The sequence below is a fragment of the Enterobacter sp. SA197 genome (genome assembly GCF_054131575.1).
Window position 1 is genome coordinate 3,258,796 of the sequence record NZ_CP096393.1, and the last position, 12,520, is coordinate 3,271,315.

Below are 12,520 nucleotides of genomic sequence, written 5' to 3' on the forward strand. Positions count from 1 at the left end.
CTTTATTGGTTGCTGGCCTGCATGGCTTCAACCTGCATATGGATCTGTTTCGCAGCACCGTCCAGCGCCGCTTTTGGCTCCTGTTTTCCGGTCAGGCTCAGTTCCAGCGCGGCGTTCGCCGGTCCCCAGACTTCGCCCATTTCCGGAATGCCTGGCATCGCGGTGGCGCGGGCAGCCTGGACCGCGACCGCACTGGCTTTTTCATCATTTTTAATCATCGGATCGTCGATCATGGCTTTCTGCGCTGGGATCTCACGGGTTGAGATGTAGCGGATTTTCACGTACTTCGGCTGGTTGATAAACTCGATGAATTTCTGCGCCATCGCTTTATCCTTACTCCAGGTGGAGACCACATAGCCTTTCACCCCGAGGAAGGAGCTCATCGGTTTGCCGTCCGGCAGCAGGGGGAGTGGCGCCACGCCGTAGTTGATCCCGGCCGCTTCATACGGCTGGAACGCCCACGGGCCGTTGATCACAGCCGCCGCTTTCTTTTCCGTAAACAGAGAGTCGATAGCATTCAGGCCGTTGTCACCGAGGATCCCTGATGGGAAGACGCCTTCGGAATAGAATTTTTTCAGGAACGTCACGGCGGCCACTGCACCCGGCTGGTTGAGGCCAATGTCGGTTGGGTTGTAGCCGCCTTTGTCGTTTTTACCGAACAGGTAGCCGCCCATCGGGCCAATTGCGCCCCAGCTGTAATAAATCTGATCAAACTTTGCCAGCAGGCCGTACTTGTTTTCTGCACGCTGTTTTTTCGAGTAGTCGAGCCAGGATTGCAGGCTGTCCAGCGGTTTGTCGATCAGATCCTTGTTGTAAATCAGCACCAGGGTCTCAACGGCTTTTGGTACGCCATAGAGTGCGTTATCCATGCGAAATGCGTTGATTGAGGCAGGCGTGAAGGCGTCAATCTGTTCTTTGTCCAGATTCAGGGGGGTCAACAGACCTTGCACAACGGCACCGCCGACCTGATCATTGGGGATGACCAGTACGTCCGGGCCAATGCCCGCCGGGCCATCCAGGCGTAATTTTTCCAGCTGCTGGGCGAAAGGCATCTCCTGCACGTTGACCTTCACGTCGTTCTCTTTTTCGAAATCCTTGATGGCATCCTGAATGCCAACCGATTTCTTAATGTCCTCCCAGACGTTCAGTTGGGTGGTGGCATGTGCCTGAAGGGTCAGGCTCTGACCCACGGCCAGTGCGGAGAGGATCAGTGCAGTAAGGGTGTTCTTTTTCATTATCAACCTCATGTCAAGGTATAACAATTTCATGGTTTTTATGGCGCGCTACCTGATGTCGTTACAACAAAACCACCTGATATTGCGTGAGTTAAAGCGTATTCACTCGCTTTATTGATTTTGTTATACGCTACACTTGAGGTCGCAATAAAACGAGAATTAACTGCCAGTTGTGTGACAAGTACGACAAAATCGAAAATTCGATATAGGGCGCGTAAATGCTGGAAGTTATAGTCTGGCCATGAATTATCGCTGTTGAATGGCATTATCGCTGGCTTGTTATACGTAAAACAAAACCACACTAAACAGCCTGATTAGCAACAGCCACTAACCGCTACCAACTCCGGGGAAACTTGATGTCCAATATACGACTGAGGAATGTCACCAAACGCTTTGGCGACACTGTCACGCTGCACAATGTGAATCTGGATATTGAAGACGGCGAATTTGCCGTGTTTGTTGGCCCGTCCGGCTGCGGGAAATCTACGCTGCTGCGCATGATTGCAGGCCTTGAAGAGGTGAGCGACGGCGAGGTGTTGATTGGCGATGAGGTGATGAACGATGTCGCCCCGGCGCACCGTGGCGTGTCGATGGTGTTTCAGTCTTATGCGCTCTATCCCCACATGACGGTGGCAGAGAACATGGGCTACGGCCTGAAAGTCAACAAAGTGCCGAAAGACGAAATCCGTCGCCAGGTGGAGATGGTAGCGAAAACCCTCCAGTTAGTGCATCTGCTGGACCGCAAACCTAAACAGCTCTCCGGCGGGCAGCGCCAGCGTGTGGCCATTGGCCGCGCCATTGTGCGTAATCCGCGTGTATTTATGTTTGATGAGCCGCTTTCAAACCTCGATGCGGAACTGCGCGTCGACATGCGTCTGCACATTGCCCGTCTTCACCATGAACTCAAAACCACCATGGTCTATGTGACGCACGATCAGGTTGAGGCCATGACCCTCGCGGATAAAATCGTGGTGATGAATTACGGCAACGTGGAGCAGATGGGCTCGCCGATGGAGCTTTACTACAACCCGGTGAACAAATTTGTGGCCGGGTTTATCGGCTCGCCGAAAATGAATTTCCTGCCCGCGACCGTCACTCAGTGGCAGCCGGGCGAGCTGACCCTCACTCTGGCACAGGGCCATAGCCTGACGCTGGGCGTTACCACATCGCCACTGGAGTCGGGCGCCAGCATCACGCTCGGTATACGCCCTGAACATCTGGCAACCGACACCACCCGCGATACCCAACTTGAATTCCAGTGTGAAGTGGTGGAGCGTCTGGGGAACAATACCTATCTTTTTGGTCAGAGCTATGGCCATGACAACATCAAAATCCTGCTACCGGGTGATGTGCATTTCCGCCCCTGGCAGAAGGTGACCCTCTCCTTTGAAAACCGGCATTGTATGATTTTTGATGATGAGGGTACGCGCATAAGTGCGGGTATTGAGGTGCCGCACGCGCACTGAGTAGTCGGGGCTGTGGTGCAGAGGCATTGGTTTAATCGGTATAGGGTTTCGCTAACGGTAAGCGGCAGCGTTCCCTCTGCCAGGGGAAGGGTTCCGCTTATCATGGTGGAGTCGTTCCGTTCACCTTGCCTGTAAAACCAGGCATGCTTTTCCCCCTCGCCCCTCCGGGGAGAGGGTCGGGGAGAGGGGAACAGTGGGTGACAGGCTCAAAGGGTTTCAGCCGTAAAAAGCGCGGTTCCGCTAACCGCCGGTGGAACTGTTCCGTTCACCTCACATGCAAAACCGGGCACGCCTTTCCCCCTCGCCCCTCCGGGGAGAGGGTCGGGGTGAGGGGAACAGCGGGTGACTGGCTTAAAGGGTTTCAGCCGTAAAAAGCGCGGTTCCGCTAACCGCCGGTGGAACTGTTCCGTTCACCTCACATGCAAAACCGGGCACGCCTTTCCCCCTCGCCCCTCCGGGGAGAGGGTCGGGGTGAGGGGAACAGCGGGTGACTGGCTTAAAGGGTTTCAGCAGTAAAAAGCGCGGTTCCGCTAACCGCCGGTGGAATCGTTACGTTCACCTCATGTGCCGCACTCCCGTGCAACACCTTCACCCGTGAACGTGTTAAGGGCGTTCTCCGCCACGCCCTTAACAATCCCGGCTCCCGGCACGAAAACTGCCGCTTCGCGGTGACCCTCCGCTTATTTCTCCGGGCTTACCGGGACCGGGCGCGATGCAGCGTCCCTGCAACGCGCGCCCTCGCCGCGCCTCCCTGCGCGTCGCCCCGGCCCTGCGAAAACGCGTCGGCAGTTTCCAGCCGGACCCGCCACGCCTGACCCTTTTCACTGTCTGTAGGTCCTTAAAGCGATGCGGTGTCTGTTGAAACGCAGTGACATGGAGCGGAGCGTGCGGTCCGGCTGAAAAACGGGCACGCTTTTCTCCCTCGCCCCTTTGGGGAGAGATACCGTCTTGCGGTTCAGGCCGCAAGCGGTATCTCAGCGTCGAATATGCGACCCGATTTCACTACGCCATAAGCCAGTTGCAACAGCTTTCTCATTCCCGCGCAGACCTGCTCTTTCCCTGATTTTCCTCGTTCAGCCAGCCGCCCCATCAGGCTCTTCACCACTTCGTTATATCTGCCCGCGACGATGGCAGGCATGTACAACGCGCTACGTAACTCTCCCTGCCCCACCTTCGATATCCGGCTTTTCCCTTTCCACAACCCCGATTCACAGCGCCGTGGATTCAGTCCTGCATACGCCACCAGCGCCTTGCTGCTACTGAACCGGCGCAGGTTTCCCGCATATGCCAGCAGGCTGGCACTCAGCATATCTCCCACGCCCGGAATGCTCTTCAGCAGGGCTTTATCACGCTTCAGATCCGGGTTGTCGTCGATGTGCTGATTGATTTTCTTCTTCGTCTCTTCTATCAGCGCATCCAACTGGGCGATATGTTCAGTCAGGGACGCAAGGATGACCTCTTCAGCCCCTTCCAGCCGGTTTTCCTCCATCTGGCGCATCTCTTCCAGATTTTTCAGATGGCGGACCAGCGCAGTCAGTTGCCGCTCGTACAACGGCGCCGGGAACCAGGCCGATGGCTTATGCAGGGCGCAGTAACGCGCTATCAGCGCAGCATCACCTTTATCCGTCTTATTGCGGGTCAGTTCAGCCTTGCCAAAAGCGCTGATGCGCGCCGGATTTTCGAGGCTTACCCTGCAACCGTTATCAGCCAGCAGAGTGGCAAGTTCAGTGCTGTAGCAACCGGTGGCTTCCATGCAGACATGGCAGTCGCCAAAGCGCTTCAGCCAGGCCAGGAACTCGCGCGCCCCGGAAGAGGTATTCGCGAATTTTTTAGTTTTGTATTTCTGATTAGGAAGCAGAACGGCAACATCAAATTTGAGTTTGGCGATATCCACGCCAACAGGAACAAGATTCATGATGGCACTCCGTAACCTTATGACAATATCGCCGGACCATCCTTATATGTGGGTGCTCAGGGCACAGGATACCGTTCGGTCTTGAGGCGACAGGGAAACAGGTGACCGGGGCATAATCTCTCCCACGGGCTCAGAGGCACCAGGGCCAGGGGATGCTCACCGGTCACCTCCCGATGATCAGTCGGGGATCTTCTCCGGCTGAGCGGAGAAGATCAAGACATAAGGGTCGGGGTGAGGGGAACAGTGGGTGACTGGCTCAAAGTGTTCCGCTTACCTCAGGTGGAATGGTTCCGTTCACCTCATGTGCCGCGCTCACGTGCAGCACCCTCCCCCGTGAACGTGTTAAGGGCGTTCTCCGCCACGCCCTTAACAATCCCGGCTCCCGGCACGAAAACTGCCGCTTCGCGGTGACCCTCCACTTCTTTCTCCGGGCTTAGCGGGACCGGGCGCGATGCAGCGTCCCTGCAACGCGCGCCCTCGCCGCGCCTCCCTGCGCGTCGCCCCGGCCCTGCGAAAACGCATCGGCAGTTTCCAGCCGGACCCGCCACACCTGACCTACGGCGCGGTTTTTGGCTTTTAACAGCAAGGGCTTTTTATCTGTAACTCCTGGCGTGCAGCGGGGGGTTGCGGTCCGGCTGAAAATCGGTGAGGCGTTGACGACGGGCCGGGACCGCCCGCAGGGACGCGGGCGGAGGGGATAGCCTGCAGGGATGCAGGCTGGTCCCCGACCCGACAGCACGGCGGCATAAGACGAACGGACCGCGCTGCGGCGATTTTCCTGGCCGGGAGCCTGGGTTGCAAGGGAGGCGGCGGCGAGCCTCCCTTGCACGTTCACGGGTGCGGTGGCTTCAGAGGGAGAATGCACTCAGGGTGAACGGAACCATTCCACGTAGCCTGCATGGGACGAGTCCATGTAACCTGAATAATCCCTTTCGCATCCGTGCGGAATTCTCCCCTCACCCTGACCCTCTCCCCGGAGGAGCGAAGGGATTGTCCGTGCCCCGCCACATTTTCACTCCGCGAGGATAAGTCCTACCCTCATTCCCCCATTTTTCTCCCACAATGCATAGACTAGCCTTACGACATTCCCCTTCACATGGAGTCCGTATGAAAGCTATCGCCATCACCCGCGCCGCGCAGAGCGCCAGCAATATCGATTTTTTAACTGACATTGAACTGCCCACCCCGCGGGCAACCGGCCATGACCTGCTGGTGGAGGTGAAAGCCATTTCGGTAAACCCCGTCGACACTAAAGTGCGCGCTGGCTTTAACGCCGATACGCCTCGTGTGCTGGGCTGGGACGCGGTAGGGGTGGTCGTCGCTACAGGTAATGACGTAACCCTCTTCAAGCCCGGCGATGAAGTCTGGTACGCCGGTGCCCTCACCCGCCCCGGCAGCAACAGCGAGTTCCAGTTAGTAGATGAACGCATTGTTGCACTGAAGCCCAACACCCTCGATAACGCATCCGCAGCGGCCCTTCCCTTAACCGCCATTACCGCCTGGGAACTGCTCTTTGACCGACTGGGCGTGCAGGAAGACGGCAATGAAGGTGACATACTGCTGATTGTCGGTGCAGCGGGTGGCGTGGGTTCGATTCTGACGCAACTGGCACGTCAGCTTACTAAACTGACGGTGATCGGCACCGCGTCACGACCGGAAAGTCAACAGTGGGTCAGCGCTCGCGGTGCACACTATGTCATTGACCACACCCGGCCACTGGCTGAGGAACTGGCACGCATTGGCGTTAAGGAGGTCAGTCATGTCGCCAGCCTGACCAACACCGACGACCACTATCAGCAACTGATTGATGCCCTGCAACCCCAGGGCAAGCTGGCGCTGATCGACGACCCGGAAACGCTCGATGCGCGCCCGCTGAAAGTGAAGAGCATCTCGCTGCACTGGGAGTTTATGTTTACCCGCTCAATGTTTGAAACCACAGACATGATTGAACAGCACCGTCTGCTGACCCGTGTTGCTGTGCTCATCGATAATGGCGCACTGAAAACGACGCTGGGTGAGCACTTTGGCGAAATTAACGCTCACAATCTGCGGCGAGCCCATCAGCGCATCGAAACCCAACGTGCCGTCGGAAAAATTGTGCTGGAAGGCTTTGCATCCCGCTGATTCTTACCAGGATTTTTCTTAAAAACACGTTTACCTTCAGGCGGATAGCAAATATTGCTCTCCGCCTGTCCTGCTGTGCTTCGCTTTTGTTTACACTTTTTACTATTGCCGTAACTTCATAACATTTTTGCGATTGCGGCCCGGTAGCGCTCCGGCAATCATGGCACCTTGCAAAATGAATAAAACCTAAGGAATCTGGAGAGATCATGGGTAAGACAAAAGTTGCACTTCTGGGAATACTGCTGGCTGCGGCGAGCAGTGCATTTGCTGCACCGCAGACCGCTGCTGGCTCGACGGGAATCAAGTCTTATGAAATCCAGGCTTTCGTGGCCGATTTCACCAAATTCAACATTGGCGATACCGTGCCGGAAATGTACCGTACCGACGAGTACGCCATTAAGCAGTATCAGTTGCGTAACCTGCCAGCGCCCGATCCGGATACCCACTGGACCTACATGGGCGGCTGCTACGTGCTCATCACCAATACAGACGGCAAGATTATCAAAGCCTATGATGGCGATATTTTCTATCACCGCTAAGGACGAAAACATTGTTGACTATTCGCCCCTGGCAGGAGAGTGACCGCCCTTTTCTGCGTACCCTTTTTCTGCACTCTCGTCGCGCCAACTGGACATGGCTTGATGGCAGTGACTGGACGCTGGAAGACTTTGACTCAACAACATTAGGTGAAGTGATCTGGGTGGCCGAAGAAGCGGGTCATCGCAAAGGCTTTGCCGCCGTTCACGTTAACGAGAACTTCCTGCATAGCCTGTTTGTGGATCCGGCCTTTCAGGGTCAGGGCGTCGGCAGTGCGTTACTGAAAAAGGTACAGTCTGAATTCAGCGGGACGGGGGCGCTTAAGTGCCTTGCGCGTAATGAAAGCGCGCTGGCGTTTTACCGCCATCACGGCTGGCATGTTGAAGCGAAAGGGGTTTCACCTCAGGGCGATTATTTGCTGATGCATTACAGGCTGCCCTCTCGGGCAGCCAATAAGTGACTTACACCGCGCGGAAAGAAATTTCGCTCGGTATAACTTCACCCTGCCAGTAGAGCTGCGCGGCTACGCGATCCGCCAGCTGGCGATAGAGCGCTGTGAATTCACTATCAGGACGATGGATGACGGTCGGCGTACCTTTGTCCAGGTCTTCACGCAGCGTGATGTGCAACGGCATTTTGCCCAGAAGCTGTGTCTGGTATTGCTCCACCAGCTTCTCTGCACCGCCGGTACCAAAAATAGGCTCGTGGTGACCACAGTTGCTGCACACGTGCATGCTCATGTTTTCCACTACGCCAAGCACCGGCACCTCCACCTTCTCAAACATCACGATGCCTTTTTTAGCGTCGTTAAGCGCAATATCCTGCGGTGTAGTAATCACCAGCGCTCCGGTCACCGGGATGTTCTGCGCAAGTGTGAGCTGAATATCACCCGTACCCGGTGGCATATCCAGCACCAGATAATCGAGATCAGGCCAGAGCGACTCCTGCAACAGTTGCAGCAGCGCCTTGCTCGCCATCGGCCCACGCCAGACCATCGCGTTGTCGTCGGTGACCAGATAACCGATAGAGTTGGTGGCAAGGCCGTGGGCGATAATCGGTGCCATGTGCGTGCCATCCGGGGAGGTGGGGCGTTCACCCTCCGCCCCGAGCATCATGGGTATTGACGGGCCATAAATATCCGCATCCAGAATACCGACCTTCGCCCCTTCCGCTGCCAGCGCCAGCGCCAGGTTTACAGCAGTGGAGGATTTACCTACTCCGCCTTTCCCCGAACTGACGGCAATGATGTTCTTCACGCCGTTAACGCCCGCCTGGTTTTTGACACGCTTCATAGTGGCAATGTTGTGCGACAGCTTCCAGTCAATCGCACTTGCCCCCGTGATGCGCAATAATTCCGCGCTGCATGCCTCTTGAAGCGCTTCGAACGCGCTACGCCAGACAAAAGGCATCACCAGTTCGATGTGCACAACGTCATCGAGCCAGGCAACATGATGCACAGCTTTCAGGGCAGTAAGATTGTGCTTGAGGGTGGGGTGCTGAAAATTAGCCAGCGTTCCGGCAACCAGCGCACGCAGAGCTTCCGGGGATTTGGCCTGGGACTGAGAGTTCATCCCGACTCCTTTTTATGTTGTTCTGAAAAGACATTGTTAAGGTTCAAGTTTACTCCACTGTCACCAAATATTCATTTCTCAATAGTGCCCAATCAGGGAAGCAGGTGGTGGGTGATGAGAGGGAGCCTCTTTAAAGGGTGTGGGAAGGTTCTGTTTATCTTAAGTTCCTTGCTTATTTCCAGCAGCATCACTGGTGAAGGTGTCAAGAAATCTCGTCGCCGCCCTTGCAACCCTGGCTCCCCGCCGCGTGGCGGTCTGTTCCCCTCACCCCTGCCCTCTCCCCGCAGGGGCGAGGGAGAAAAGCGAGCCTGGTTTTGTATACGAGGTAAGCGGAACCGTTCCGCTTTCGACTGGCGCAGTTTCAGGCGGGCACCAACATTTTCCTCTCTCTGAGGGAGGGGATCAGGGTGAGGGGGAGTTGTATGCGGGCAGGAATCATCCCCTCGCTCCTTTGGGGAGAGGGCCAGGGTGAGGGGGAAACTGTACGCGGGCACGGAACATCCCCTCGCTCCTTTGGGGAGAGGGCCAGGGTGAGGGGGAAACTGTACGCGGGCACGGAACATCCCCTCGCCCCTTCGGGGAGAGGGTCAGGGTGAGAGGGAACATTCCGCACGATTGCTCAAGAAGAGACTATTGCGGATAGTGGAACACTCCCATGCAGGCTACGTGGAATGGTTCCGTTCACCCTGCGTGCATTCTCCCTCTGAAGCCACCGCACCCGTGAACGTGCAAGGGAGTTACAGATAAAAAGCTTTTGCTGTTAAAAGCTGAAAACCGCGCGGTGGGTCAGGTGTGGCGGGTCCGGCTGGAAACTGCCGACGCGTTTTCGCAGGGCCGGGGCGACGCGCAGGGAGGCGCGGCGAGGGCGCGCGTTGCAGGGACGCTGCATCGCGCCCGGTCCCGGAAAGCCCGGGGAAATAAGCGGAGGGTCACCGCGAAGCGGCAGTTTTCGTGCCGGGAGCCGGGATTGTTAAGGGCGTGGCGGAGAACGCCCTTAACACGTTCACGGGGGAAGGTGTTTCAAGGGAGCGCGGCACATGAGGTGAACGGAACGATGCCACCGCAGGTAAGCGGAACCCTTCGGGCCAGTCACCCACCATTCCCCTCACCCCGACCCTCTCCCCGAAGGGGCGAGGGAGAAAAGCGTGCCCCGTTTTGCATGTGAGGTGAACGGAACGATGCCACCGGCGGTTAGCGGAACCGCTCTTTTTATGGCTGAAACCGTCCGGGCCAGTCACCCGCTGTTCCCCTCACCCCGACCCCCTCCCCAAAGGGGTGAGGGAGAAAAACGTGCCTGGTTTTGCACATGAGGTGAACGTAACGATTCCACCGGAGGTAAGCGGAACCCTTTAAGCCAGTCACCCTCTGTTCCCCCCCCACCCCGGCCCTCCCCCCAAAGGGGTGAGGGAGAAAAACGTGCCCCGTTTTGTTCAAGGGGTAAACGGCATCATTCAACAGGCACCCTCACGAACAAACCAATCCGCATCCTGCTTTTATGGCACAACATTTACCTTTCAGGTAACATCGAAACCCCTTTTTACTGAAGAAGAAGTAATACCCACTATGACTCAAGTCGCGAAGAAAATTCTGGTAACGTGCGCACTGCCGTACGCCAACGGCTCAATCCACCTCGGCCATATGCTGGAGCACATCCAGGCTGATGTCTGGGTCCGTTACCAGCGAATGCGCGGCCACACTGTCAACTTCATCTGCGCGGACGATGCCCACGGCACGCCTATCATGCTGAAAGCTCAGCAAATGGGGATCACGCCGGAGCAGATGATTGCTGACATGAGTCAGGAGCATCAGACGGATTTTGCGGGCTTTAATATCAGCTACGACAACTACCACTCCACGCACAGCGATGAGAACCGTGAGCTGTCGGAACTGATTTATACCCGTCTGAAAGAGAACGGGTTTATTAAAAACCGCACTATTTCTCAGCTTTACGACCCGGAAAAAGGCATGTTCCTGCCGGATCGTTTTGTGAAAGGCACCTGTCCGAAATGTAAGTCTCCGGATCAATATGGCGATAACTGCGAAGTGTGCGGCGCGACCTACAGCCCGACCGAGCTTATTGAGCCGAAATCCGTGGTATCCGGTGCAACGCCTGAAATGCGTGATTCCGAACACTTCTTCTTTGATTTGCCGTCATTCAGCGAAATGCTCCAGGCCTGGACCCGCAGCGGTGCCTTGCAGGAGCAGGTCGCTAACAAGATGCAGGAGTGGTTCGAGTCGGGTCTCCAGCAGTGGGATATCTCCCGTGATGCGCCTTACTTCGGCTTCGAAATTCCGAATGCGCCGGGTAAATATTTCTACGTCTGGCTGGATGCGCCTATCGGCTACATGGGTTCGTTCAAGAACCTTTGCGACAAGCGCAACGACGTCGTAAGCTTCGATGAGTACTGGAAGAAAGACTCTGACGCCGAGCTCTACCACTTCATTGGTAAAGACATTGTTTACTTCCATAGCCTGTTCTGGCCGGCAATGCTCGAAGGCAGCAATTTCCGCAAACCCACCAACCTGTTTGTGCATGGCTATGTCATGGTAAACGGCGCGAAGATGTCCAAATCGCGTGGCACCTTTATCAAAGCCAGCACCTGGCTGAACCATCTGGATGCAGACAGTCTGCGTTACTACTATGCGGCAAAACTGTCGTCACGCATTGATGACATCGACCTGAACCTGGAAGATTTCATTCAGCGTGTAAATACCGATATCGTCAATAAAGTGGTCAACCTGGCCTCCCGCTGCGCGGGCTTTATTGCCAAACGCTTTGACGGCGTGCTGGCGGCAGAACTGGCCGACCCGGCGCTCTACAAAACCTTTACCGATGCGGCAGCCTCCATCGGTGAGGCCTGGGAGAGCCGCGAATTTGGCAAAGCGATTCGTGAAATCATGGCGCTGGCAGACGTTGCCAACCGCTACGTTGACGAGCAGGCCCCGTGGGTAGTTGCTAAACAGGAAGGCCGTGACGCTGATCTGCAGGCCATCTGCTCAATGGGTATCAACCTGTTCCGCGTGTTAATGACCTGGCTCAAACCGGTATTGCCAACCCTGAGTGAGCGCGTGGAAGCGTTCCTCAACACCACGCTGGAGTGGAGTGCTATCGAACAGCCGCTGCTGAGCCATAAGGTAAACACTTTCAAAGCGCTCTATAACCGCATTGATGCAAAACAGGTGGAAGCACTGGTTGAAGCATCGAAAGAAGAGGTGAAAGCGACGGCCGCGCCGGTCACCGGCCCGTTGGCAGACGACCCGATTGCAGACACCATCACTTTCGATGATTTCGCCAAAGTTGATCTGCGCGTGGCGCTGATTGAAAACGCGGAGTTTGTGGATGGTTCCGATAAATTGCTGCGTCTGACTCTGGATTTGGGTAGCGAGAAGCGCAACGTCTTCTCCGGGATCCGATCTGCCTACCCGGACCCGCAGGTACTGATTGGACGTCTGACCGTTATGGTCGCTAACCTTGCGCCACGCAAAATGCGTTTCGGTATTTCTGAAGGCATGGTGATGGCGGCAGGCCCTGGCGGGAAAGAAATCTTCCTGTTAAGCCCTGATGAAGGGGCAAAAGCAGGTCAACAGGTTAAATAAGCGGCAAAAGGCGTTGAGAAATCAGCGCCTTTTTAATATTGCACTATCCTTCTATGGACAGGACATTTCTAACAA

The 12,520-nt window shown here is 56.0% G+C and carries 9 protein-coding genes; 6 read left to right on the forward strand and 3 right to left on the reverse strand.

What is annotated here, in order from left to right:
• Positions 1 to 2 precede the first annotated feature (2 nt).
• Positions 3 to 1,235 carry an extracellular solute-binding protein gene (locus tag M1D91_RS15410; RefSeq protein ID WP_437431520.1) on the reverse strand — a complete coding sequence of 411 codons (1,233 nt, stop codon included), beginning with the start codon at positions 1,233 to 1,235 and terminating at the stop codon, positions 3 to 5.
• Positions 1,236 to 1,591: 356 nt separating this feature from the next.
• Here M1D91_RS15410 and M1D91_RS15415 point away from each other — a divergent pair, with 356 nt between their 5' ends.
• On the forward strand, positions 1,592 to 2,701 hold the full coding sequence (locus M1D91_RS15415) for an ABC transporter ATP-binding protein (RefSeq protein WP_437431521.1): 1,110 nt from the start codon (positions 1,592 to 1,594) through the stop codon (positions 2,699 to 2,701).
• 955 nt (positions 2,702 to 3,656) lie between these two features.
• Here the strand turns inward: M1D91_RS15415 and M1D91_RS15420 are convergent.
• Positions 3,657 to 4,616, reverse strand: a complete 960-nt coding sequence (locus M1D91_RS15420) for an IS110 family RNA-guided transposase (protein WP_457975816.1) — start codon at positions 4,614 to 4,616, stop codon at positions 3,657 to 3,659.
• Between the two features lie 451 nt (positions 4,617 to 5,067).
• Between M1D91_RS15420 and M1D91_RS15425 the strand changes: the two genes are divergently transcribed.
• The 4 genes from M1D91_RS15425 to M1D91_RS15440 all read left to right on the forward strand — a co-directional run bounded on the left by M1D91_RS15425 (position 5,068) and on the right by M1D91_RS15440 (position 7,737).
• Complete coding sequence (locus M1D91_RS15425; protein WP_457975817.1) at positions 5,068 to 5,196, forward strand: hypothetical protein; 129 nt, start codon at positions 5,068 to 5,070, stop codon at positions 5,194 to 5,196.
• A 527-nt stretch (positions 5,197 to 5,723) separates the two neighbouring features.
• Positions 5,724 to 6,740, forward strand: a complete 1,017-nt coding sequence (locus M1D91_RS15430; RefSeq protein ID WP_437434528.1) for a zinc-binding alcohol dehydrogenase family protein — start codon at positions 5,724 to 5,726, stop codon at positions 6,738 to 6,740.
• Positions 6,741 to 6,946: 206 nt separating this feature from the next.
• Positions 6,947 to 7,279 carry an RcnB family protein gene (locus M1D91_RS15435; RefSeq protein WP_437434529.1) on the forward strand — a complete coding sequence of 111 codons (333 nt, stop codon included), beginning with the start codon at positions 6,947 to 6,949 and terminating at the stop codon, positions 7,277 to 7,279.
• A 14-nt stretch (positions 7,280 to 7,293) separates the two neighbouring features.
• A complete protein-coding gene (locus M1D91_RS15440; RefSeq protein WP_437434531.1) occupies positions 7,294 to 7,737 on the forward strand; it encodes a GNAT family N-acetyltransferase in 444 nt (147 codons plus the stop codon).
• Between the two features lies 1 nt (position 7,738).
• Here M1D91_RS15440 and apbC read toward each other — a convergent pair whose 3' ends face one another.
• Positions 7,739 to 8,848 carry an iron-sulfur cluster carrier protein ApbC gene (gene apbC, locus M1D91_RS15445; protein ID WP_437434530.1) on the reverse strand — a complete coding sequence of 370 codons (1,110 nt, stop codon included), beginning with the start codon at positions 8,846 to 8,848 and terminating at the stop codon, positions 7,739 to 7,741.
• A 1,563-nt stretch (positions 8,849 to 10,411) separates the two neighbouring features.
• On the opposite strand from apbC, the gene metG reads away from it, so the two are divergent.
• The gene (metG, locus tag M1D91_RS15450; RefSeq protein WP_437434461.1) at positions 10,412 to 12,445 is read left to right on the forward strand and encodes a methionine--tRNA ligase; all 2,034 of its coding nucleotides are present in this window, start codon (positions 10,412 to 10,414) and stop codon (positions 12,443 to 12,445) included.
• Positions 12,446 to 12,520 lie beyond the last annotated feature (75 nt).